Below are 23,921 nucleotides of genomic sequence, written 5' to 3'. Positions count from 1 at the left end.
GACGCGTCCGCCGGGGGCGAGGACGCGTCCGGCCGCATACCGCGGCCAAACAAAAACCCGATCCGCACAGGGCGAACCGGGTCGTATGGGGTGCGACGCCGACGGGGCCGAGGAGAACGATTGCGTTTTCGCGAGGGAAACGAATCCTGCGTCCACCGTTTTGACTGTCCGGGCGGAGGTTCGTTTTTTGCTGCGCGTTGTCGCGTTCGTTGTACTCACTCTCTTCCGCAGGAAACGTCTGCTGGGCGAAACCTAATCACGCTTTTTCGCACTGTCAACAACTCCGGCAATTTTTTTTCCGGCCCGGCTTCCCCCGCCCCCGCCGGAAATCGTCGCCGGCGACGCCGCGAACGCGCGACAATCGCGCGTCGCGCATCGCGTCGAAAATTATCGAACACGCTGAAAGCTATATTTGGCGCGGCTTTCAGCGCATCGAAATTTTTTTCGCGCGCGCATGCATCGCGCTGCGCGCATCGCGACGAAGCGCGCACCAGCGCGTCCCGAGCGCCCGTTCGCGCCCGTCGGCGGCGCCTCCGAGAGGCGCCGCGTTTCGCGCCGCACAAGCCGATTTGCGCAAAAGTGCGCGAACTTTTTCCGCCGCCGCGGACGCCGCCGGCGACCGCCGACGCGTCGCGAACGGCGGCGTCGGCACTGTCGCGCGCGCTTGCCGTGGATGGTCGCGATCGACTCTCGCGCAGCGCCCATCGCCGCGCCGCGCACCGCCGCGCGCACCGACCGCGCCCCGAGGCGGAATGCTCGACGCATGCGCGCGAACGCAGAAAACAAGGGGTTTTCCACCAGGCGCCGGATCGCGGCGCGGAGGCGACGGCGGCTTGCGCCGCCGCCTTGGCCGATACGCGAAGGGCGCGCCGCGGCGCCGTGCGCGTCCTCGTCGTCCGCCGTTCGCCGGACGCGGCCGCTCGGCGTCGCCGCTACGGAAGCTCGAACCGGCATCGATGGCGACGCGCGGGCGCGCGGCCGCCGGAGCGACCGGAGCGCGTTGAGCGCGTGAGGAGCGGGTGAAGCGGCTCGGCGCGACCGATGCGCGGGTCGTCGCCCGCATCGGCGTGGGTCGGTCGGCGTCGCGGCCGCACCGCGCCGGCGGCATCTGCAGACACCCCCGACGCGGCCGCGCGCCGCCGCCCCGCCGAGTGCGCGAGCATCCGCCGGCACCGCGACTGCGGCCTCGCTTCCGATCCGACGCACGAGACGCGCCCGGCGGTACCTGCGTCGGCGCGGGCTTCGATCGGGCGAGCCGGTCGCGTGCGGCGCCCGCGCGAGAACGGCGCGGGGCACGCTTCGCGCGGGACGGCCCTTGCCGCTTCAGCGCGGCGCCGGCCATGCCGCCCAGATGCGCGCGTTCGCGCTGCCCCAAAAACGCGAACGGCCGCACTGGGCGGCCGTTGCTTGGGCCGGAGCCGCGCTGCGCGGTCCGGCCGTACCGAGGTCGCGGACCGTGCGGGTCCGGCGACGCCGGTCTTCAGTGATCGTCGTCTTCGAGCAGTTCGGCGTAGTCGTCCGGCGCCAACAGTTCGTTGAGCTGATCCGGCTCCTCGACCTCGACCGTGAAGATCCAGCCCTCGCCGTAGGCGTCTTCGTTGATCGTTTCCGGCTTGTCGGCCAGGGCGGTGTTGACCGCGGTCACGGTGCCGCTGATCGGCGCGTAGACGTCGGAGGCGGCCTTCACCGACTCGACCACGGCGCAGGCCGTGCCGGCCTCGACGCGGTCGCCGATGTTCGGCAGCTCGACGTAGACCAGGTCGCCGAGCAGGCCTTGGGCATGGTCGGAGATGCCGACCGTGACCTTGCCGTCGCCTTCGACGCGGGCCCACTCGTGGGATTTCATGAACTTCAGATCGCCGGGGATTTCACTCATGGCTGGCCTCGAACTCTGCGGGGGCGGCTGGGGAATTGCGCCTAGTTTAGCGGCGCGGACGCAACATGCGAGAGGGTGCGCGCGGACACGGCGGTCCTTACGCTACCCGGAATGGGGCGCGGCCGCTGAGCAGGGCCTGGCGCAGATCGTCGACACGGTCCTGACCCCAGAACGGCTCGCCGTTGAGCACGTAGCCGGGCAGACCGGGCAGGTCGGCGGCGATCGCGTCGTCGGTATTGCGCTGGTAAGCGGCGACCGTATCGGCGCTGTCGGCGGCGGCAAGCACCGCGGCCGCGTCGAAACCGTGACGGGCTAGCAGTTCCGCGAGCAGCGCCGGGTCGGCGATGTCGGCGTCGAGCGCCCACAGCGCGCGGAACGCGGCGTCCATGTAGGCGGCCGGGTCGGCGCCGGCCGCGACCAGCGCGATCGCGCAGCGGTCGGCCAGGCCGGGGTCGAGCGGGAAATGCTTGGGCGCCAGGTTCAGCGGCAGGCCGCGCCGTTCGCGCCAGCGCTGCAGTTCGACCAGGCGATAGCGCTGGCGCGCTGGCGCGCGCTGCCCCAGCGGCAGGCCGCCGTTGGCCTGGAACAGGTCGAAGATCCGCAGCGGCCGATAGACCACCTCGGCGCCGGTCTCGCGCGCCGCATCCAGGAACGCGGCGTGGCCGAGATAGGCGTAAGGCGAGATCAGGCTGAAGTAGTAGTCGACGCGCGCGGCCATGATCGCGGCTCAGCCCAGCACGCCGTCCTGGGGCTGGTCGTCGCGCACGAACGGGAATTTGACCACGCGCACCGGCACTTCCTTGCCGCGGATGTCGACGCGCACCTGGCCGGGCTCGCCGGCCGGCACGCGCGCGAACGCGATCGACTTGTTCAGCGTCGGCGAGAAGGTGCCCGAGAGGATTTCGCCGTCGCCGTTGGCGGTCAGCACCTTCTGGCCGTGACGCAGCACGCCCTTCTCGTCCATCACCAGGCCGATCATCTGACGCGGCGCGCCGGCGGCCTTCTGCTGTTCAAGCGCGGCGCGGCCGATGAAGTCGCGGCCCTCGTCCAGGGCGACCGTCCAGGCCAGCGCGGCCTCGTAGGGCGAGACCTCGTCGTCCATGTCCTGGCCGTAGAGATTCATGCCCGCCTCCAGGCGCAGGGTGTCGCGCGCGCCCAGACCGGCCGGCTTCACGCCCGCGGCCAGCAGCGCGTTCCACAGCGCGACCGCGCCGGTTTCCGGCACCACCACCTCGAAACCGTCTTCGCCGGTGTAGCCGGTGCGGGCGACGAACAGCGCGCTGCCGTCGGCAGTCTGGGCCTCGCCGGCGACGAACTTGCCGAGCTTGCCGATGCGCGCGCGGTCCTCCTCGCGCAGCAGGCCCAGCACCTTGTCGCGCGCGTTCGGGCCCTGCACCGCGATCATCGCGTAGTCGGGACGCTCGCTGACCTGCACCTCGAAGGCGCGCGCCTGCTCGCCGATCCAGGCCAGGTCCTTCTCGCGGGTGGCGGCGTTGACCACCAGGCGGAAGAAGTCCTCGGCCAGGAAGTAGACGATCAGGTCGTCGATCACTCCGCCCTGCGGGTTGAGCATGCAGGTGTAGAGCGCCTTGCCGGACTTGTGCAGCTTGTCGACCGAGTTGGCGACCAGGTGGCGCAGGAAGTCGCGGGTGCGCGCGCCGCGCAGGTCGACCACGGTCATGTGGCTGACGTCGAACATGCCGGCGTCGCGGCGGACCTGGTGGTGCTCCTCGATCTGCGAGCCGTAGCTGATCGGCATGTCCCAGCCGCCGAAGTCGACCATCTTGGCGCCGAGTGCGCGGTGGGCGTCGTTGAGGATGGTCTTCTGGGTCATGAGCGGCGGGGCCTGGACGGAGGGGAGCCCTGGATTATCCCATGGAGAACCGTCGCGATGCGCCCTGGGCTACGGTACGCCGGCGCATGGATGGCCTGCGTGGCGGCGGCCATACGACCGCGGGTCGCGATGCGCGTTGTGGCTGTCGTCGTAGCCTGGACTCGATCGCGGCTTACGCCGCTCCCACAGGAAGCTTGGCAATCGCCGCGCCCTACTCGGCGCCGAAGCCTTCGTTGTAGCAGCGCACGCTGGCCGGCGGCACTTCGACGAACCTGCCGGTGTCGCGGTCCAGGCGTATCGCCCAGCGCCGCGCCTCCAACATCTCCTGCGCGGCCGCGTCGGGCACCGCGGTGTCGACGATCGCGATCAGGCCCGGATCGTCGACGCCGTCGCGCTGGCAGGTCGCGACCGAGACGTACTCGCCGCGCTTGAGCTTGGGATAGGGCACCACGTCGGTGATCTTCCAACGCGCCTCGTTGCCTTCGCGGCCGGCGAATTCGCCGGCGTAGAACTTCAGCGAACGGTCCTCGGCATCGTCCAGGGTGCCGATCGAACGTGCGCAGATCTGCTCGGGCGCGCTGCCCGAGCCCACGCAGCTGCCGGTATTGGACTTCAGTCCGTCCGGATACGGCGGCACCACGCGGCCGATCCAGCCCGGCGCCGCCGCCGCGGGCGCCGCTGCCGGCGCGGGCAGCGGCGGCCCGGCCCAGGCCGGGCAAGCCCAGGCCCAGGCCCAGGCCGCAAGCGCGGCCAGACCGACGCCGATCCATTGGGCTTCATGCCGCTTCATCGCAACCCCTTCCGCGCACGCTCGCGGACCCGCCCTACTCGACCGCCTCGACCCGCAGGCTCATGCCCTCGCTGGCGACCACGCGCACGCTGGCGCCGGCCGGTAGCTCGGGACCGATCACTTCCCAGTACGCATCGGCGATCTGCACCCGGCCGCGGCCTTGGACGATGCCGCGATCCAGCGCGACCACGCGCCCGATCAGTTGCTCGGCGCGGCGGTTCAGGGCCGGCTGGTCGCTGCCGCGCTCGCGGCCGCGGAACCAGGTGCGGTACATCTGGATCGACAGGAAGCTCAACACCACGAAGGCCGCGACCTGCGCCAGCACCGGCATGCCGGGGAACAGCAGCACGCCCACGAACACCGCGGCCGCCGCGAAGCCCAGCCAGAGCATGAACGCTCCCGGCGCCAGCGCTTCGGCCGCGAACAGCAACAGGGCCATCGCGGCCCAGGTCACGATCTGCCAGTCCAGACGCATCGCTCAGCCCCCCGTGCGCGACGGCACCGGCGGCACGGCGGCGCGCCCGCCCTGACGGTCCAGCGCTTCCTTGGCCAGCTCGGCGATGCCGCCCAGCGAGCCGATCACGCCGGCCGACTCCATCGGCATCATCACGAACTTCGCGTTCGGCGCCTCGGCCAGCGACTTGAAGGCCTCGATGTACTTCTGCGCCACGAAGTAATTGATCGCCTGCACATTGCCCTGGGCGATCGCGTTGGACACCATCTCGGTCGCCTTGGCCTCGGCCTCGGCCAGGCGCTCGCGCGCCTCGGCCTCGCGGTAGGCGGCCTCGCGCTTGCCCTCGGCTTCCAGGATCGCGGCCTGCTTGTCGCCCTCGGCGCGCAGGATCTCGGACTGACGGTGGCCCTCGGCTTCCAGGATGTTGGCGCGCTTCTCGCGCTCGGCCTTCATCTGCCGGGCCATCGAGTCGACCAGGTCGCGCGGCGGCTGGATGTCCTTGAGCTCGATGCGGTTGACCTTCAGGCCCCAGGGATGGGTGGCCTGATCGACCGCGACCAGCACCTTGGCGTTGATCTCGTCGCGGCGCGACAGCGATTCGTCCAGGTCCATCGAACCGATCGAGGTACGGATGTTGGTCATCACCAGGTTAAGAGTGGCGACCTCGAGCTGGGCGACCTCGTAGGCGGCCTTGGCCGCGTCAAGGACCTGGAAATAGACCACGCCGTCGACCTTCACCACCGCGTTGTCCTTGGTGATGACGTCCTGCGAGGGCACGTCCAGCACTTGCTCCATCATGTTGATCTTGCGGCCGACGCCGTAGACCACCGGGATCAGGAAATGCAGCCCCGGAGTCATGGTGTGGGTGTACTTGCCGAAACGCTCCACCGTCCATTCGTAACCCTGCGGCACCATCCGCACGGTCTTGAACAGGATGATCACGCCGGCTACCAGCAGCACGACGGCCAGAATCGGTCCCATGGTGTCCCCTCCTTGTAGATAGGCGGAGTATAGGCGTCAGCCGGCGACTGCGACGGTTTGCCGCCCGGCCGCATCCAGTCCGGTAATGACAGCCCGATCCATGCCAGCCACGTCCAGCTTCGCGATCGATGTGCCCGATGCCCTGCTCGCCCGTGCGCGCGCCGGGGAGCGGGCCGCGTTCGAGCAGATCTACCGCTGGTTCGAGCGCCCGGTCTACGCCTTGGCGCTGCGGATCCTGGGTGGCAGCGGCGGCGATCGCGAGGAGGCTTCGGAAGTGCTGCAGGACACCATGCTCAAGGTGCTGGGCCGGATCGGCGACTTCCGCGGCCAGGGCGGCGGCGGCGACAGCCCGTTCTGGGGCTGGTTGCGCCAGATCGCGATCAACGAAGCCCTGATGCGCCTGCGCAGCCAGCGCCGCCACGAACATGCCCTGGTGCTGGAGGACGACCGCTACGCCGACGAGCACGCATCGCCGCCCCCGGCCGCCGCCGACGCCGCGGCGCTGGGGCGCGCCCTGGCGCAGTTGCCGGCCGCGACCCGCAGCGTGCTGTGGCTGTACCACGCCGAAGGCTATACCCACGACGAAATCGCAGCGCTGATGCAGCGCACGCCCAGTTTCTCCAAATCCCAGCTCGCGCGCGGCGGACGCCGCCTGCGCGAACTGCTGGAACCCACCACGGAGGCCTCCCATGCCTGACGCCAGTTCCCGTCACGGCCCGTCCGCGCCGCAGGATTGGTCGACCGCGTTCGCCGCGCTGCCGGCCGAAACGCCGCCCGCGGACGGCTGGTCGCGCCTGTCCGCGGCGCTGGACGCGCGCGGCGGCACCAGCGCGCTTGGCGCGTCCCGTTCGCCGCGGCGCCGGCGCTGGCCGGTCTGGACCGCGGCCGCCGCGGCGCTGGCGGTGATGGCGCTGGTGCCGGTCGCCCTGCTGCGCGACAGCGACACGACCGAGCCGGGCCGCGGCGCGACCGCTCATGTGCCGACCGCTCCGGCGCCCAATCCCAATCCCAACCCCGACCCGGCACCGGCAGCGACGCCCAGCATCGCCGACATCCGCACGCCCGCCGCCACGCAGGACGTCCCCGCGCCCACGCGTGCCATCGCGACCCACCAGGCGCCGACCGACAAGATCGCCAACGCCGAGCCCAAGCCGCGCCCGGAAGTGCGTCGCCCGCAGCGCCGCGCGCCGGCGCCGACGCTCGAAGCCGCGAACGCCGACGCGGCCACCGCGCTGGCCGCCGTCGAAGCCGCGGACGCCGCCGATACCGCCGCGATCGCGCAGTGGCAGAGCGAATCGGCGCAGCTGGAAGCCCTGGTCGCGCTGGCCCGCGACGAACGCGTCGGCAGCGCCGGCGCGGCCCTGATGAGCGCCGATCTCGACAGCCGGATCGGCGTGATCGACGCCGCCCTGCGCCAGGACGGCCTGCCGACCGCGCAACGCGCCGCGCTGTGGGAACAGCGCGTGCAGGCGCTGCGCGACCTGGCCGGGGTCGAGGGCACCCAACGCTGGCTCGCCGCCCACGGCGAGCGCTACGACGGCGCGCTGGTGCGCGTCGACTGATCCGCATGCCCTAAAGAGTTTCTTGCTCGTCCACATCACCACAGAGGTCCGTATGACATCCCGCCTTCGCATCACCGCGCTCGCGTTCGCGATCGCCGCGACCGTCGCCTCGGTGGCGGTCGCCCAGGACGCCGCCGTGCGCACGCGCGCCGCGGCCAGCCGCAACGACGCCCCCTCCGATGCCAAGACCGAAGCCGAAATGAAGGCGGCCCTGGACGAGCTGCGCCAGGCCCAGCGCCGCGTCGCCGAACTGGCGCGCGCGCGCGCCGAAAGCGCGCGAGGCGAAGCCGGCCTGGCGCGCGATGCCGCCGTCCTGGCCCGCGACGAGGCCGGCCTGGCGCGCCTGGCCGCGATCGACGCGCGGCGCCAGATCGTGATCCGGCAGACCGAACAGCGCCCCTTGCTGGGGGTGGTGCTCAACGCCGATCCGCAGGTCGGCGCGCGCATCGTCGCGGTCACCCCCGACAGCGCCGCGGCCAAGGCCGGTCTGCGCAGCGGCGACCGCATCGTCAGCGTCAACGGCGACGCCCCGCGCGGCGCCGACGGCGAAACCCGCCTGGCCGCGACCCGTTCCGCACTGGACGCGCTGGACGTGGATGTGCCGGTCGCGATCGGCTACGAACGCGAGGGCCGCAAGAACACCGTCAAGATCAAGCCGCAGCTCGGCGAGCAGGTGCTGGTATTCGACAGCGACGAGGGCGGCATCGTCACGCCCCGCGGCAACGTCGTCATGGGCCGATTCGCCTTCGACCCCGAAGACGCCAAGTCTTATGCCTTCGACATGCAGCAGCTGCCCGCGATCAAGGGACGCGTGCGCGCCGATATCGCGCGCGGCGGCCCGATCTTCGCCTGCAAGGGCGACGACTGCCCGACCCCGGCGCTGGTCGAAGCCTTCCGCTGGAACGGCCTGAACCTGGCCACGGTGGATCGCGGGCTGGGCCGTTACTTCGGCGCCGACCGCGGCGTGCTGGTGCTCAGCGCCGGCGCCGACCTGGCCGGGCTGGAACCCGGAGACGTGATCCGCAGCATCGACGGCAAGCCGGTAAGCACGCCGCGCGAGACCATGGAGGCGCTGCGCGGCCGCCCCGAAGGCAGCGAAGTCGCGGTCGACTACCTGCGCGATCGCAAGCAGGCCAGCGCGCGGGTCAAGGTGCCCAAGAGCATGCGTCTGCTGCTGCCGACGCCGCCGGCGCCGCCCGCAGCTCCGACGCCTCCCGCGCCGCCGCACGCGATAGCGCCGCCTGCACCTCCGACGGCACCGCGCGCGCCCAAGCCGCCGGCCCCGCCATCCGCTCCGTCGACGCCGGCACCGCCTGCGCCGCCGGCACCGCCCGCGCCGCCCGCGCCGCCGCCGACGCCGGTCCTGGTCTGAGCGCGACCGCCCGGCCGGCGTCGCAGCGCAGCCGGCCAGGGTTCATGTCGTCGGAGAGCGGCGGCGCGGGTTGCGATCGTCTGCCGGGAACACGCGCGGCCGCCAGCGGCGGCGCGATGGGAGTCGGCGCAGTCCGCGCCGACCCGATGCTTCGCGACGGCGCGACGGCCGTGCCGTCCGCCCCGGCTCAGCGCTTTTCCTGCGGCGCCGCTTCGACCCACTTGGCGAACACCGCGTCGATCTCGGTGTCGGTCACCGCCTTGCCCTGCTGCAGGCCGTCGGCCTGCTCGAACAGCGGAATGATCATCGCCATGCCGTCGACCTTGGTCTTCAGGCGCACGCCCGGCGCCTTGCCCAGGAACGCGTCCCAGCGCTGGCGCACCATGGCCCAGTAGCCGCGGGTCGCGTACCAATAGTTGTAGGCCGGCTTGAAGTCGACGTCTTTGGTCTTCTGGTAATCGTTGAAGCCGAACTCGCGCGCCAGCTCGACCTGGCTGCCGTCGGGCTTGCGCAGCACCTTGGTGTTGAACTGCTCGTGGGTCCAGCCGCCCGGCGTGAGCGTGTGGCGGTTGATCGCCGAGACCGCGTTGTAGTCGCTGCGCTTGGTGTATTCGCGGCGCGGCAGCGGACGCCAGCTCAGGTCGCTGGTCCAGGTGGCCACGCCGTTGCGGTATTCCCAGCGGCCGGTGCCGCAGTAGCGCGGCGCGTCGCTGACCTCGAACACGCACTGGGTCCAGGCGCCGCGGTTGAGCTCGGCCGGGATCGCGCGCACTTGCCAGGTCTGGTCGGCGCTGAACTCGAAACGCGTCGGCGCCTCGAAGGTCCAGTCCTGGCGCCAGTGCTTGGTGACGTGACCGCTCTTTTCGTCGACCAGGATGTGCTGCAAGACGATTCTGGTCGGGCTGTCCTCGACCACGATCACGGTCTCGTTGCCGCCGCTGCGCATGGCCGGCGCGCGCTCGTAGCCGGGCTGCAGCAGCACGGTTTCGTCGAAGGCGAAATCGACGATGTATTCGCCCTGCATGGCCAGGATCGAGGCGCGGTCGCGGGCGGTGTCGGCCGCCGCGGGCGCGGCGGCGAAGGCTGGCATCGCCGCGCAGGAGAGCGTCAGGCAGGCGGCTAGCGGTCGGAGATTCATGGTGGCGGTTCTCTGTTTGATGAAACGGGTTGGTAGTGGATTCGTTGCAGCGGATTCGCTGCGGTGGATCGATTCAGTGCGAGGCGATCGGCTGCGAATCCGGCGCCTCCGCGGCGCGGCGCGCCATGCAGCAGCAGGTATCCGGCTCGCTACGCAGCAGCGCGCCCTCGGTTGCGGCGATGCGGCGCGCGCGTTGCAGGCCCAGGGTCGAGGGCGTGGCGCTGTCGGCGACCAGGATGCGGCGACCGGCGTCGTCCTGCGCGAGTTGCAGGCGCAGCACCTGCGCGTTCCAACCGCCGCCCAGCCGATGCCACAGCGCGCGGCAGGCGCGGATCAAACGACCGCCAGCGGGCTCGTCGCGGTGCTGCGGCAAGCCGCCGATGGCGAGGTCCCAGGCCAGGAAATCGCTGTCGGGCAACAGATACATGCGCCAGCACGCGCGTCCCTGCGCGTCGCGGAACAGGATCGATTCGGGTTCGGCCTGCGCGGCCTCGGCGACGCAGCGTTGCGCGCTCGCGCTGGTCAGCCAGCCGGTCAGGGCGTCGCGATGACGGCGCGGATACAGGCACAGCACGGTCGCGACCGCGGCCAGGCGCTCGGGTGCGGGCAATGCGCCCGCATCCGTGCCCGCGTCCGCCGCCGATGGCGATCGCAGCGCGCGCATGCGCTTACCAGTTCACCGCCAGGCTCAGGCCCAGGTTGCGGCCCGAGGCGCTGTAGCGGTCGATGGTGGCGCTGGTCGAGGCCAGGCTGCTGGGCAGATCGCCGCCGTCCCAGTATTTCTTGTCGCCCAGGTTGAACACGCCAAAGTTGACCTTGGCGCCCGGCGCGAAGCTGAAATGGGCGAGCAGGTCGAGCACGCCGTAGCCCGGCGCCGCGAACAGGCCGGTCTGCGGCAGATCGCTCTTGCGGCGCGCGAAGCGTCCCGCAAGCTCGACGCCCCAGGCGTCGCGGTCGTAGGCCAGGCCCAGCGAGCCGCGCAGCGGGTCGATCGACGACAGCGCGGCGCCGGTGCTGCGATCCTCGCCCTTGGACCAGGCCGCCGCGCCCCGCAGCGACCAGCCCGCCAGCGCCGGCGACAGCGCGCCGAAATCGACGCCGCCGCGCAGCTCGAGGCCGCGGATCTCGGCCTCGGCCACGTTCTGCGACTGGAACACCATCAGGCCCTGGGCGTTGTCGCCGATGTAGCGCTGCGATTCGATGAAGTCCTCGTAGCGGTTGTAGTAGGCCGAAGCCTCGACGTAGACCGCCTCGCCCGAATAGCGCAGGCCCAGCTCGACGCCGTCGCTGGTCTCGGGCTTGAGATCGGGATTGGGGATGGCGGTGTAGCCGAACTGCAGGTTGGTGAAGCCCAGGTTGACGTCGTTGTAGGGAGGCGCGCGGAAGCCGTGCTGGTAGCCGCCGAACAGCGACCAGTCCTGGGCGAAATGCCAGACCGCACCCAGCTTCGGCGACACCGCGGTTTCCTTCAGCCGGCTCACCGCCACGCCCGGGTTGTCGCCGACGAAGATCGGATCCAGTTCGGGCTTGAGCTCGTAACGGTCCACGCGCAGCGCCGGCACCAGGCGGAACGCGCCGTCGGCGAAACGGATCTCGTCCTGCACGAACAAGGCCGCGACCGTGGTTTGGCTGACCGGGAAATCGCGCACCGGGAACACGTCCGGCGAGATCGTCTTGGTGACCGCGCCGGTGGTCAGGTTGGTGGCCTGGCCGTCGCGCTTCTGGCGGGTGTCGGTACGGCTGTACTCCAAGCCGTAGGTCAGCGTATGCGCGACCGAGCCGGTGGCGAAATCCTTGTGCAAGGTGGCCTCGGCGCCGAGCGTGCGCTGATCGAAATTGAACTCGCGCTCGCGCCGGGTCGGGCTGGTCGGGCGGCCGCCGACGATGGTCACGCGCTCCTCGACGGTACGCTGCGTGGTCTCGCTGTCCTGGCGGTAGATCTGCCACTGCAGCGAGTCGGCGAAGGCGGCGCCGAGCGCATCGATCTCGTGCGCGAACGACACCCGCGCACGGGTCTGATGGTCGTCGCCCAGCAGCGACAGCGTGCGCACCGTCGGCGCGCCCGGCGCGGTCAGGGCGTTGCCGCGCGCGCTCAGCACGTCGGTGTCGGTCTGGTCCTCGTTGCCTTCCACGGTCAGCTTGAAGCGCTGATTCTGGCTGGGCGCGAACACCAGCTTGGCCAGCAGGCTGCGGCCGTCGCTGTCCTGCGGATTGGCGGCGGTGCGGGTCGCGTCGTCGCTGCGGCGCGTGCCCATGCTTTCGGTTTCCTTGCCCTGGCGGTGGCCGACCGCGACCAGGCCCGACCAGCGCTCGCCGCCGAAGGCCGCGGTGGCGCCGCCGAACAGGCCGCGGTTCTCGCCCTGGTAGCCGAGCTTGAAGCCGAAGTAGCTGTCCTTGCCGTCCAGCAGATAGTCGGACGGGTCCTTGGTCACGAACGACACCACGCCGCCCAGCGCGTCGGAACCGTACAGGGCGCTGCTCGGGCCGCGCACCACCTCCACGCGCTTGAGCGTGTCGAGATCGACGAAGTTGCGGTTGGCGTTGGAGAAGCTGCCGATGTTGAAGCTGTCGGATACCGAGATGCCGTCGGTTTCCACCCGCACGCGGTTGCCGCCGAGGCCGCGGATGCGGATGTCGCCGATGCCGAAGCGGCCGACCGCGTTGCTCACGCTGATGCCGGGCTCGTAGCGGAACAGGTCCTTGAGGTCGCGCACGATCTCCTCGTCCATGCGCTCGCGCTCGATCGCGGTGACCACCGCCGGCACGTCCTGCAATTCGCGCTCGGTGCGGGTGGCGGTGACGACGATGCGCTCGAGTTCGCGCGCGCCGGCGCCGGAACCGTCGGGCGATTCGGCACCGGACTCGGCGGAGGCGGCCGGCGCGGTGCCCGGCAGGGCCAGCATCAGGGCCAGCGCGAGCGTGCTGGGGACGAAGGGAGTGCGGACGGACCGGCGCAGGCCGGCGGTGCGGTGGACGCGATGCATGGAGTCGGACTCGAGTAGTGGATTCGAGGCTGGCTGGCATGCCGCGGTACGGCGGAGCTGGCGACCTGGAGGAAGGTAGGGAGGCGCCGTCCCCGGCGCGGAATCCCGAACGGTTCGGCGCGCGATCGCGCCGCGACCGCCATGGCATCGCCGCACCGCCTCCCGTCCTTGGGAACGCGGCGCGGCCATGCCGTAACGGTGTTGCGGGCGACGGCGCTTACTTGGTGAGGATCAGCTTGTCGTTGCGGGTATGACGCAGGCGATAGACCTCGCCGCCGTGGCGGATCAGGACTTCGCGCGCGCCGCGCAGCAACGCGCCGCTTTCGACCAGCAAGGCGTTGGCCGCGGTCGCCGCGGGGGCGACGACGGCGGCGGCGACCACCGGGGGGAGGGAGCGATCAGTACGAGGTTTGAGCTGCAACACCGGCTGGCGCAGGGACATGGCAGGCGACTCGATCGGGATTCGAGTTTGATGATAATGATTCTCATTTGCTAGTCAACACCTGTTTGCACCGCCCGTCGGAGCGCGAGCGGATGGGCGCCCGCCGGGGCGCCCTCTCCGGCCGGTGCCGGCTCAGGCGGTGGCTTTCTCGACCCGGTCCCAATCCGGCTCGGAATAGCGGTCGACCAGCTCCAGCGCCTGCAGGTTCTGCTGCAACTGCTCGGGCCGGGTCGCGCCGAGGATCACGCTGGACACGTGCGGATTGCGCAGGCACCAGGCGATCGCCAGCGGCGCCGGCTCGGCGCCCAGATCGCGCGCGACCGCGGTGTAGGCGCGCGCGCGCTCGATCCGGCGCTGCTCGGGACTGAGCACGCTGCGCTGCAGCCAACGGTAGTCCTCGTGGTTCAGCCGCGAATCGGCGGGCACGCCGTCGTTGTACTTGCCGGTCAGCAGGCCCGAGGCCAGCGGCGACCAGATCGTGGTGCCCAGGCCGAGCTCGGCATAGAGCGAGGCGTACTCCAGCTCCACGCGCTCGCGATGGAACAGGTTGTATTGCGGCTGTTCCATGGTCGGCGCGTGCAGATGATGGTTGCGCGCGACCTTGTGCGCTTCGCGGATCTGCGCGGCCGACCATTCCGAGGTGCCCCAGTACAGCACCTTGCCCTGGCGGATCAGCGCGTCCATCGCCCACACGGTTTCCTCGATCGGCACCTCCGGATCCGGGCGGTGGCAGTAGTACAGGTCCAGATGATCGACGCGCAGGCGCCGCAGGGCGCCATGACAGGCCTCGGTGACGTGCTTGCGCGACAGGCCCTTCTGGGTCGGCAGCGGATCGGCGGCCGAGCCGAACATCACTTTGCTCGACACGCAGTAGCCGTCGCGCGGCAGGCGCAGGTCGGCGATCACGTCGCCCATCACCCGCTCGGCCTCGCCGTTGGCGTAGCCCTCGGCGTTGTCGAAGAAATTGACGCCGTGGTCCCAGGCGGTGGCGATCAGCTCGCGCGCGGCGCCGCGACCGATCTGGGTGCCGAAGGTGACCCAGGCGCCGAAGGACAGCGCCGACAGCTGCAGGCCGGAAGAACCCAGGCGGCGGTATTGCATGACGTGCTCCGATGACGTTCGACAGCCGGCATGCTACCCGGCCGCCCGTTCGGCGTGGGTCAGCGGCGAGAACGGGAACGGTTCGCAGGCAACGCCGCCGCAACGCGGGGGCCGTACGGGCGTGCGCCGGCGCGCCGGCGCGGCTACAATGCGCGCACTTCCTCCTCCGGGGAGTAGCCCCTCCGCCGCCGATCCGGCACGCGGAGACCTGCGTCAACACACTTGGCCCACCGGCCATGGCGCAGGAGCGGCAGCCAGCGCGCGACCGCATGTCCGCGCCAGCGACCACGGGCAAGACCGAAGGCAGGCGTTGCGCGATTACTCAGGCGAGAGCCGGGTCGGGCCGTGCAGCGTTTGCCTTCGCCTCCGCGCGAAGCCCGGCCCCGGAGTTCCGATGGACGCTTTCCCGCTGGCTACGGCCGCCCTCTCGACCGGCACGGTCGCGCTCGCCGAAATCGGCGACAAGACCCAGTTGCTGGCCCTGCTGCTGGCCGCGCGCTTCCGCCGGCCCTGGCCCATCGTCGCCGGCATCCTGGTCGCGACCCTGCTCAATCACGCCCTGGCCGCCTGGCTCGGCGCCCTGGTCGCGCAATGGCTGCAGCCCTCGGTGCTGCGCTGGATCGTGGCCGGCAGCTTCCTGGCGGTGGCGCTGTGGACGCTGAAGCCGGACAAGCTCGACGGCGAAGGCGAGCGCCTGCCGGCGCGCGGCGCCTTTGTCGCCACCACCATCGCCTTCTTCGTGGCCGAGATCGGCGACAAGACCCAGGTCGCGACCGTGCTGCTGGCGGCGCGCTATTCGCCGTTGTGGGAAGTGGTGGCCGGCACCACGATCGGCATGCTGCTGGCCAACGTGCCGGTGGTGCTGCTGGGCAGCCGCTTCGCCGACCGCCTGCCGCTGAAGGCCGCGCGCCTGGTGGCCGCGGTGGTGTTCGCGGCGCTGGCGCTGTGGGTGGCGGTGCGCGGGATCTGAGCCGGCCCAATCCGACCCGGCCCAACCCGACCTGGATCCGGCCGCACGGCGGCGGCCGCCGCCCTGCCCTCGCCGCCGCACGCGCGCTATGCTCGGCGGGCTCAACGGGGAGACACCATGCACGCCACGGGCGAACGCCTGCGCGACATCGCGGTATCGCTGTTGTCGCGGCCCGACGAGATCATGCTCGAGATCGGCGCCGGCGGCGAGCTGATGGTCGCGCGCCTGCGCGCGGTGCTCGCGGCGATGCTGTTGCTGCTGCCGCCGCTCAACGCGATCGGCGGCGGCACCATCCAGGAAACCCTGATCGGCCTGGGCGGGGCGATCTTCGTCAACGTGTTCGCGCAGTTGTGGCTGGTGCTGGCGCGGCGGCCGCGGCGCTACCGCTGGCTGCCGTTCGCGACCGCCGGCTTCGACGTCACCGCCACCACCCTGGTGCTGACCGCGCTGGCCCTGCAGCACCTGCCGGCCGGCCTCAACAGCCTGATCGTGTGGTGCGGCTATGTGCTGTCCATCGTGCTCACCGCGCTGCGCAGCGACGGCCGCGTGACCCTGTTCGCGGGCGCGATGGCGATCGTGCAGTACAGCGCGCTGGTGCTGGCGGTGTTCGCGCTGGCGTCCTCGCCCGAGCAGCTGATCTCCAGCGACTACGGCGCGGTCACCACCGGCGGACAGGGCCAGCGCGTGGTGTTGCTGATGATGGTGACCCTGATCACGGCCATGGTCGTGTACCGCATGCAACGCCTGATCGAGATGTCCGGCACCGACGGCCTGACCCGCCTGCCCAACCGGACCTGGCTGGTGCACCGCATCCAGCGCCTGTTCGACGCGGTGCGCCACGACGGCGGCAGCCTGACCCTGGCCCTGATCGACCTGGACCATTTCAAGCGCATCAACGACGACAACGGCCATCACGCCGGCGATCGCGCCCTGCGCCACGTGGTCTCGGTGCTGCGCGAGCAGACCGGCTCGACCGAATGGCTGGTCCGCTTGGGCGGCGAGGAATTCGTACTGCTGCTGCGCAAGCCCCTGGGCACGGCCTGGGAGCAGGTCGATGCGATCCGTCAGGTCCTGGCCGAGCGTCCGTTCGAGCCCGGCCGCGGCGCCGAACCGCTGCGCCTGACCTTCAGCGCCGGCCTGGCCGGCTACCCGCAGGAAGGCTCGGACCTGTCGCGCCTGCTGCGCCGCGCCGACCGCCGCCTGCAGCAGGCCAAGCAGCAAGGCCGCAACCGCGTGGTCGTGCGCGATACCTGAACCGGCCCCGCGGCTTGCCGCGACGCGGACCCGTGGACTAGGCTGCGCCTCCGGCCGCAAAAATGGCCGGCGGCCGCGCCCGGCGTGGTCCGATAACGATAATTTCGCCGCCGGGGCCCCGGACGGCACGGGGAGAACTGAGTGGATTCGATCGTCCGGGTGTTATTCGGCCTGTTTGGTTTGGCGGTGCTGGTCGGCATCGCATGGCTGTTCTCCAACAACAAGCGCCGGGTCGACTGGAAGCTGGTGGCGACCGGGGTGTCGCTGCAGATCGCGTTCGCGTCCCTGGTGCTGCTGGTGCCGGGCGGCAAGGACGTGTTCGACGGGATCGGCCATGGCTTCGTGACGGTGTTGAGTTTCGTCGGCGAGGGCTCGAAGTTCATCTTCGGCGGCCTGATGGACATCAACACCTACGGCTTCATCTTCGCCTTCCAGGTGCTGCCGACCATCATCTTCTTCGCCGCCCTGATGGGCGTGCTGTACCACTTGGGCGTGATGCAGGGCATCGTGCGCGGCATGGCCTGGGCGATCACCAAGGTCATGCGCGTGTCCGGCGCCGAGACCACCAGCGTCTGCGCCAGCGTGTTCATCGGCCAGACCGAGGCGCCGCTGACGGTGCGCCCCTACATCCCGAAAATGACCGAGTCCGAGCTGATCACCATGATGATCGGCGGCATGGCGCATATCGCCGGCGGCGTGCTCGCGGCCTATGTGGGCATGCTCGGCGGCGGCGATCCGGAGCAGCAGGCCTTCTACGCCAAGCATCTGCTCGCGGCCTCGATCATGGCCGCGCCGGCGACCCTGGTGGTCGCCAAGATCCTGATCCCCGAGGTCGGCGAGCCGCTGACCCGCGGCACGGTGAAGATGGAAGTCGAGAAGACCTCCAGCAACATCATCGACGCCGCCGCGGCCGGCGCCGGCGACGGCCTGCGCCTGGCGCTGAACATCGGCGCGATGCTGCTGGCCTTCATCGCCCTGATCGCCCTGGTCAACGGCATGATCGGCGGGGTCTGGGCTTCGCACCTGATGATTCCCAGCGGTTACGACAGCGCCCACAGCCAGTTCACCTACTGGTTGGCGCCGAGCCTGCAGGACGGCTGGTTCTCGCTGTTCGGCACGCGCCCGGAACTGTCGCTGCAGTCGCTGCTGGGCAACTTGTTGGCGCCGCTGGCCTGGGTGATCGGCGTGCCGTGGCAGGACGCGACCACGGTCGGTTCGCTGATCGGCCAGAAGGTCGTCATCAACGAGTTCGTCGCCTATCTGCAGCTGGCCGACATCGTCAACGGCAAGACCGCCGGCGTGGCGCTCACCGACGAAGGCCGCCTGATCGCGACCTACGCCCTGTGCGGCTTCGCCAACTTCAGCTCGATCGCGATCCAGATCGGCGGCATCGGCGGCCTGGCCCCCGAGCGTCGCGCCGACCTGGCCCGCTTCGGCCTGCGCGCGGTGCTCGGCGGTTCGATCGCGACCTTCATGACGGCGACCATCGCCGGCGTGCTCACCCACTTCTCGTCCTGAGCCATGAGCAAGGTCGTCGTCGTCGGTTCCTTCAACGTCGATCACGTCTGGTCGGTCGCGGCGCTGCCGCGGCCGGGCGAGACCCTGGCCGGGCAGTACCACACCGGTCCCGGCGGCAAGGGCTTCAACCAGGCCACCGCTTCGGCGCGCGCCGGCGCCAGCACCAGCTTCGTCTGCGCGCTGGGCGAGGACGCCGGCGGCCAGCTCGCGCGCGCGCTGGCCGCCGCCGACGGCATCGACCTGCGCGAGCTGCGCAGCGACGCGCCCACCGGCACCGCCGGCATCTACGTCGACCGCGACGGCCGCAATTCCATCGTGATCGGCCCGGGCGCCAACGCCGAGCTGTCGGCCGCCTTCGTCGATCTGCAGCGCGAGGCCATCGCCCAGGCGCGGGTGGTGCTGGGCCAGTTGGAATCGCCGCCGGCCTCGGTCGCGGCGGCGTTCGCGCACGCGCGCGGCGCCGGCGCGCTGGCCCTGCTCAATCCGGCCCCGGCCGACGCCGTGGCGACGCCGGAGCTGTGGAAGCTGGCCGACGTGGTTACGCCCAACGAAACCGAGTTCAGCGCCCAGCTCAAGCGCCACACCGGCGCGGTGGTCGATCCCGAACGCCTGGCCACGCTGGCCGACGACGAACTGCACGCCGATTGCCGGCGCCTGCTGCCGCACGGCAGCGTGGTGGTGACCCTGGGCGCGGCCGGCTGCTTCGTCTCGCATGCCGACGGCCGCCTGCACGGCGACGAGCGCGCCTACTACCGGGTCGCGGCCGCGCCGGTGCGCGCGGTCGACACCACCGGCGCCGGCGACGCCTTCAACGGCGCCCTGGCCGCCGCACTGGCGCGCGCGCCCGACGCCGCCTTCGCCAGCCACGTCGCCTACGCCACCCGCTACGCCGGGCTGTCCACCGAACGCTCCGGCGCCGCCGCGGCCATGCCGCGCGACAGCGAACTGCGCGCGCGCTTCGGCGCCTGAGCGCCCCGCTCGTTCCCGCTCGCGGCCGCGGCGGGTTCGAGCCCGCCGTCGCCGCCTTTCGGGCCCGTCTGCGCCCGGCGGACCGCGCCTCTTAGGGCCGGCGCAGGCTCCCATGCGTCCCGGAGCCAACTCCAGGCTGCCAATGGGTACCATCCATGGCTGTCAAATGAGAATAACTCGCATTATCATGGCGATCCCCTGCAGTTCCCGGATCCGGTAATGCCTCCTCGCCACCTGCTCGCCAGCGCCCTGCTGGCCGTCCTCGCCGCGCCCGTCGTCCATGCCGCCGACGAAGCCACCGATCTCGACCGAGTCACCGTCTCGGCCAGCACCAGCCGCATGCCGAACTCGGAAGCCGCGCTGCCCAACACGATCACCGTGATCGACCAGGAGCAGCTGCGCCAGCAGCTCGCCGTCACCCAGGACATTTCGCAGGTGCTGGCCAACCTGATCCCTTCGTTCTCGCCCTCGCGCCAGAAGCTCACCAACGGCGGCGAGACCCTGCGCGGGCGCAAGCCGCTGTACCTGGTCGACGGCGTGCCGCAGTCCACGCCGCTGCGCGAGGGCGGACGCGACGGCCACACCGTCGATCCGGCCATGATCGAGCGCATCGAGGTCATCCACGGCGCCAACGCCCTGCAGGGCCTGGGCGCCTCGGGCGGCATCATCAACATCATCACCAAGCGCGCGCCGCGCCAGGACGGCGAGACCTTCCAGGACGTCGGCATCGGCGCCAGCACCGCCCTGCCCGGCCAGAGCGACGGCACCGGTTACCGCGCGTCCTATCTGTTCGGCACCCGCAACGGCGCCTTCGATTTCGTCGGCGGCCTGTCCTATTCCAGCGAAGGCCTGTACTACGACGGCAACGGCGATGCGATCGCGGTCAACGACATCCAGGGCGACCTGATGGACGCGCGCAGCCACAACCTGTTCGCCAAGGCCGGCTGGCAGCTCGACGACGAGCGCCGCCTGCAGTTGACCGCCAGCCGCTACGAACTGCAAGGCAACAACGACTACATCACCGTCAACGGCAACCTCGCCACCGGCCAACTCGCGACCTCGGCGCACGGCAGCCGCGAGGGCGACGGCGCGCGCAACCGTTCGACCTCGCTGACGCTGGACTACAGCGACAAGGCGCTGGCCGGCGGCTACTTCCAGGCCCAGCTGTACTGGGTGGATTTCAACGGCCTGTACGGCGCCTCCGACTGGGGCGACTTCTGGCGCGACGGCCGCGACCTCCACTGGTGGGACCAGTCGCAGAACGTGTCAGAGAAGCTCGGCGGCAAGTTCAGCTGGTCGCGCGACAACCTGTTCGACCAGCGCCTGCGGGTCACCCTGGGCCTGGACTGGGCGCGCGACAAGACCTATCAGGAACTGGTGGTGGCGCGCATGAACTGGGTACCGGAAACCCAGTACGAATCCTGGTCGCCGTTCGTGCAGGCCGAGTGGTGGATCAGCGACAGGATCATGCTGACCGGCGGCCTTCGCCACGAGCGCGGCAAGCTCAAGGTCGACGACTTCACCACCATTCCCGCCAACGCCGGCGGCAGCCGCTTCGTCGAGGGCGGCACGCCCAAGACCAGTCAGACCCTGCCGAACTTCGGCGTGGTGTTCGAGGCCACGCAGTCGCTGAAGTTCTACGCCTCCTATGCCGAGGGCTACACCGTCGCCGACATCGGCCGCGTGCTGCGCGGCATCACCGCGCCGAACCAGCGCGTCGACACCCTGGTCGACCTGTCGCCGGTGGTGTCGGACAACCGCGAAATCGGCCTGGACTTCGACAACGGCCGCTGGCTGGCGCATCTGGCCGCGTACTGGTCGGACTCCGACCTGGGTTCGCGCCTGGCCTTCGACACCGCCACCCAGAGCTATAACGTGGTGCGCGAGCGCACCGAAATCCGCGGCATCGAAGGCAACATCGCGTTCCAGTTCTCCGAGGCCGGCCGCATCGGCCTGGGCTACGCCGGCGCCAAGGGCCGCTACGACAGCAACGGCGACGACCGCGTCGACAGCGACCTGCCCGGCATCAACATCAGCCCCGACCGCGTGACCGCGTTCTGGGACCAGACCTGGACGCCGACGATCTCGACCCGCCTGCAGGGCAGCCGCTCGCTGGACCGCGACTTCGACCTGCGCGGCGCCCAGGTCGCCAGCGCGGACGGCTATACCACCGTCGACCTGCAGGCGCGCTTCGCCCTGCCGGTGGGCAGCCTGAGCCTGGGCATCGAGAACCTGTTCGACGAGCAGTACGTCACCTACTACTCGCAGAGCACGCCGCGCGCCGACACCTATGTCGCCGGTCGCGGTCGCGTGTTCAGCGCGAGCTGGTCGCACCGGTTCTAAGCCGACGCCCGCCCGCACGAGCCCAGCATGACGTCACGCCAGGCCCCTCATCCGATCAAGCGCCGCGTTCGCGCGGCGCTGAAATGGCTGCACCTGTGGCTGGGCCTGAGCGTGGGCCTGGTGTTCGCGCTGGTGGCGCTGTCGGGCACGGTGCTCGCGTTCCAGCGCGAACTGCTGGCCTGGTCGCAGCCGCAGCTGGCGTCCGCGCCCCTGCCCACGGCCGCGCAGCGCGAGGGCGCGCTGGCGCGCATCGTCGCCGATTGGCAGCCGCGCGGCATGAGCTCGCTGGACCTGCCCGGCGCGCAGCTGCCGGTCTGGCAGGGCTACTTCCCCGACGGCGAGCGCCGCTACTTCGACGGCGCCAGCGGCGAACTGCTGCTGGTGCGCAACAAGGGCAACGACTGGGTGCTGTGGCTGCGCGACTGGCACACCCATCTGCTGACGGGCAAAGCCGGCGAACAGGTGCTGGGCGCGGTCGGCCTGATCGCCCTGTTCCTGCTGCTCACCGGCCTCTACCTGTGGTGGCCGCGCCTGTCCGCGCTGCGCGCGAGCCTGCGCTGGTACCGCGGCCCGCCGACCCGGCGCTGGTTCAGCTGGCACCGCGGCGCCGGCGTGCTGTGGCTGCCTTTGACCCTGCTGGCGGTGCTGAGCGGCGTCGGCATGGTCTACGACGGCCCCACCCGCACGGCCTTGCGCACCGTATTCGGCGACGGCGCCGATGCGCGCAAGCCGCCCGAACTCGCCGCCAGCGAACGCGCGATCGATTGGCCGGCGGTGCTGCGTGCGGCCGACGGCCGCCTGGCCGGCGCCGAGTTGCGCCGCATCGGCCTGCCCAAGGGCGACAGCGGCCTGGTCTCGATCCGCATGCGCGCGGCCGGCGAATGGCATCCGGTCGGCCGCAGCGTGGTCTGGCTGGATCCCTACCGCATCCAAGTGCTCGGCGTGCACGACGCCACCGCCCAGGACCGCGGCGCGCGCCTCAGCGAAGCCCTGTATCCGCTGCACGGCGGCTTCGTCGGCGGCCGGACCTGGCAAGCGCTGGTGGCCTTCACCGGCCTGGTCCCGGGCTTCCTGCTGGTCACCGGCTTCCTGTTCTGGCGCCGCCGCAGCGCCCGCCACTGAGCCGATCTGGGCGCCTGCCTCCCGATGGACCGGTAACAAAGCCTGGTCTAGTGTGCTTGACTAGGGTCCTATGCCCTTCCAAGGAGGAAACACGATGGCCGGCAAGTTCGAGATCAGCAAACGCTCCAACGGCGAATTCCAGTTCGTGCTCAAGGCCGGCAACGGCGAACCGATCCTGGTCAGCGAGGGCTATTCGGCCAAGGCGTCGTGCACCGCCGGCATCGAGTCGGTCCGCAAGAACAGCCAGGATCCCAAGCGCTACGACCGCAAGACCGCCAGCAACGCCAAGCTCTATTTCAACCTCACCGCCACCAACGGCCAAGTGATCGGCACCAGCCAGATGTACGCCGACGAAAGCGGCCGCGAGAACGGCATCGCCTCGGTGACCCTGAACGCACCGGGCGCCACGGTCGACGATCAGACCGACTGAGTTTCGCGCCCGGCCGGCCAGCGCCGGCCGGGCGATCGCAAACGCTACGACGGACGACCGGCGGCTCGCGAGCGCGACGCCGTCAGGCGAATCGCCTACGAATCGCCTAGTGCTTTTGTGGATCAAAGCGCCCGCATCAGGCCGGGCGCCGTTCGTCACCTGGCCGGCCGATTCACCGGCGCCGGGATCAGGGCTTTTGTTCGGCCGGTGCAGGCTGCGGAGGCGCGGGCACGTCGCTACGCACCTCGATCTCCTGGCGCCCCGCGGGCTTGCCGTTGAACGTCGCCTCGACCACGTAACGGCCCAGCGGCCAGGGCGCGTTCTTGGGGAATTCCAGGTTGGTCGTGGCTGCGCCGGTGGGGCTGACGCTGCGATTGGCTTCGCTGACGCTCTGACCGTTGGCCATCGCGATCAGCTTGATCGCGATCGCCTGGTCCTTGGCCGCGCCTTGGGTCTTGATCGACGCGACCAGCTTGTCGTCGGGCGTGAACAGGGTCAGCGGTTGCACCGACTGGTCGGCGGCGACCGCCTTGCCGATGTCCAGGGCCTGGAAGCTCGCGACGGCCGCGGCGGCAGTCGCGTCGGAACCGCCCGCCTTGTCGGACGAAGTGCAGGCCGTAGCCAAGACGGCGGCGGTCAAGGCTAGAGCGAGGGATTTGCTGAACTTCACGAGAGTCTTGCCTCCATTCAATAAGCATTGACCGGATCTGCGTCCATCCGCGCCCGAGGCCGGCATTGACGCCATCCCAACGCGGACTCGCAGACGTTACGCACGAAACTT

21 protein-coding genes and 1 pseudogene are annotated in these 23,921 nt (G+C 70.7%); 10 read left to right on the top strand and 12 right to left on the bottom strand.

The genetic code is table 11. The annotated features are described in order from the left end of the window. Positions 1-1,480: 1,480 nt before the first annotated feature. From gcvH to V1318_RS15195, 6 genes are all read right to left on the bottom strand, one after another. A complete protein-coding gene (gene gcvH / locus V1318_RS15220; protein WP_091632172.1) occupies positions 1,481-1,876 on the bottom strand; it encodes a glycine cleavage system protein GcvH in 396 nt (131 codons plus the stop codon). Positions 1,877-1,973: 97 nt separating this feature from the next. Continuing rightward, the gene (locus V1318_RS15215) at positions 1,974-2,594 is read right to left on the bottom strand and encodes a 2-hydroxychromene-2-carboxylate isomerase (RefSeq protein WP_332940551.1); all 621 of its coding nucleotides are present in this window, start codon (positions 2,592-2,594) and stop codon (positions 1,974-1,976) included. Between the two features lie 9 nt (positions 2,595-2,603). After that, positions 2,604-3,710, bottom strand: coding sequence for a glycine cleavage system aminomethyltransferase GcvT (gene gcvT / locus V1318_RS15210; RefSeq protein WP_332940550.1), 1,107 nt, complete (start codon positions 3,708-3,710; stop codon positions 2,604-2,606). A 211-nt stretch (positions 3,711-3,921) separates the two neighbouring features. Next, positions 3,922-4,500, bottom strand: a complete 579-nt coding sequence (locus tag V1318_RS15205; RefSeq protein WP_332940549.1) for a hypothetical protein — start codon at positions 4,498-4,500, stop codon at positions 3,922-3,924. Positions 4,501-4,534: 34 nt separating this feature from the next. After that, the gene (locus tag V1318_RS15200; RefSeq protein WP_332940567.1) at positions 4,535-4,969 is read right to left on the bottom strand and encodes an NfeD family protein; all 435 of its coding nucleotides are present in this window, start codon (positions 4,967-4,969) and stop codon (positions 4,535-4,537) included. A 9-nt stretch (positions 4,970-4,978) separates the two neighbouring features. After that, entirely contained in the window at positions 4,979-5,935 is a 957-nt protein-coding gene (locus tag V1318_RS15195) for an SPFH domain-containing protein (protein ID WP_332940548.1), read from the bottom strand. Between the two features lie 100 nt (positions 5,936-6,035). On the opposite strand from V1318_RS15195, the gene V1318_RS15190 reads away from it, so the two are divergent. The 3 genes from V1318_RS15190 to V1318_RS15180 are packed head-to-tail and all read left to right on the top strand — an operon-like array spanning position 6,036 to position 8,869. Further along, positions 6,036-6,632, top strand: a complete 597-nt coding sequence (locus V1318_RS15190; protein WP_332940547.1) for a sigma-70 family RNA polymerase sigma factor — start codon at positions 6,036-6,038, stop codon at positions 6,630-6,632. Next, on the top strand, positions 6,625-7,497 hold the full coding sequence (locus tag V1318_RS15185; RefSeq protein ID WP_332940546.1) for a hypothetical protein: 873 nt from the start codon (positions 6,625-6,627) through the stop codon (positions 7,495-7,497). Before V1318_RS15190 ends, V1318_RS15185 begins: the two co-directional genes overlap by 8 nt. 52 nt (positions 7,498-7,549) lie before the next feature. After that, positions 7,550-8,869, top strand: coding sequence for a PDZ domain-containing protein (locus V1318_RS15180; RefSeq protein ID WP_332940545.1), 1,320 nt, complete (start codon positions 7,550-7,552; stop codon positions 8,867-8,869). A gap of 187 nt (positions 8,870-9,056) precedes the next feature. On the opposite strand, the gene V1318_RS15175 is transcribed toward V1318_RS15180, so the two are convergent. From V1318_RS15175 to V1318_RS15155, 5 genes and pseudogenes are all read right to left on the bottom strand, one after another. Beyond that, entirely contained in the window at positions 9,057-9,959 is a 903-nt protein-coding gene (locus tag V1318_RS15175; RefSeq protein ID WP_332940566.1) for a DUF6607 family protein, read from the bottom strand. A gap of 121 nt (positions 9,960-10,080) precedes the next feature. After that, positions 10,081-10,671: a Hemin transport protein gene (locus tag V1318_RS15170; RefSeq protein ID WP_332940544.1), complete on the bottom strand. Its 591-nt coding sequence runs from the start codon at positions 10,669-10,671 to the stop codon at positions 10,081-10,083. A gap of 4 nt (positions 10,672-10,675) precedes the next feature. Next, entirely contained in the window at positions 10,676-12,910 is a 2,235-nt protein-coding gene (locus V1318_RS15165) for a TonB-dependent hemoglobin/transferrin/lactoferrin family receptor (RefSeq protein ID WP_332940564.1), read from the bottom strand. A 298-nt stretch (positions 12,911-13,208) separates the two neighbouring features. After that, positions 13,209-13,313: pseudogene (locus V1318_RS15160) on the bottom strand (hemin uptake protein HemP); the annotation flags it as partial. A 252-nt stretch (positions 13,314-13,565) separates the two neighbouring features. Continuing rightward, on the bottom strand, positions 13,566-14,534 hold the full coding sequence (locus tag V1318_RS15155; RefSeq protein ID WP_332940543.1) for an aldo/keto reductase: 969 nt from the start codon (positions 14,532-14,534) through the stop codon (positions 13,566-13,568). Positions 14,535-14,928: 394 nt separating this feature from the next. Between V1318_RS15155 and V1318_RS15150 the strand changes: the two genes are divergently transcribed. From V1318_RS15150 to V1318_RS15120, 7 genes are all read left to right on the top strand, one after another. After that, a complete protein-coding gene (locus V1318_RS15150) occupies positions 14,929-15,504 on the top strand; it encodes a TMEM165/GDT1 family protein (protein WP_332940542.1) in 576 nt (191 codons plus the stop codon). Between the two features lie 117 nt (positions 15,505-15,621). Then, positions 15,622-16,758 carry a GGDEF domain-containing protein gene (locus V1318_RS15145; RefSeq protein ID WP_332940541.1) on the top strand — a complete coding sequence of 379 codons (1,137 nt, stop codon included), beginning with the start codon at positions 15,622-15,624 and terminating at the stop codon, positions 16,756-16,758. 141 nt (positions 16,759-16,899) lie between these two features. After that, entirely contained in the window at positions 16,900-18,276 is a 1,377-nt protein-coding gene (locus V1318_RS15140) for a nucleoside transporter C-terminal domain-containing protein (protein WP_332940540.1), read from the top strand. A gap of 3 nt (positions 18,277-18,279) precedes the next feature. Continuing rightward, on the top strand, positions 18,280-19,245 hold the full coding sequence (locus V1318_RS15135) for a ribokinase (RefSeq protein WP_332940539.1): 966 nt from the start codon (positions 18,280-18,282) through the stop codon (positions 19,243-19,245). A 219-nt stretch (positions 19,246-19,464) separates the two neighbouring features. Next, complete coding sequence (locus V1318_RS15130; RefSeq protein ID WP_332940538.1) at positions 19,465-21,588, top strand: TonB-dependent receptor; 2,124 nt, start codon at positions 19,465-19,467, stop codon at positions 21,586-21,588. 27 nt (positions 21,589-21,615) lie between these two features. Next, positions 21,616-22,710, top strand: a complete 1,095-nt coding sequence (locus V1318_RS15125) for a PepSY-associated TM helix domain-containing protein (RefSeq protein ID WP_332940537.1) — start codon at positions 21,616-21,618, stop codon at positions 22,708-22,710. Positions 22,711-22,804: 94 nt separating this feature from the next. Next, complete coding sequence (locus V1318_RS15120; protein ID WP_332940536.1) at positions 22,805-23,140, top strand: YegP family protein; 336 nt, start codon at positions 22,805-22,807, stop codon at positions 23,138-23,140. A 187-nt stretch (positions 23,141-23,327) separates the two neighbouring features. Here the strand turns inward: V1318_RS15120 and V1318_RS15115 are convergent, their stop codons facing one another. Next, on the bottom strand, positions 23,328-23,780 hold the full coding sequence (locus V1318_RS15115; RefSeq protein ID WP_332940534.1) for a hypothetical protein: 453 nt from the start codon (positions 23,778-23,780) through the stop codon (positions 23,328-23,330). Positions 23,781-23,921 lie beyond the last annotated feature (141 nt).

This window comes from Lysobacter sp. CCNWLW3 (assembly GCF_036697405.1).
Classification (GTDB): domain Bacteria; phylum Pseudomonadota; class Gammaproteobacteria; order Xanthomonadales; family Xanthomonadaceae; genus Lysobacter.
The sequence above is the reverse complement of the archived record's forward strand: the minus strand, read 5'-3'. Positions and strand labels throughout refer to the sequence as shown.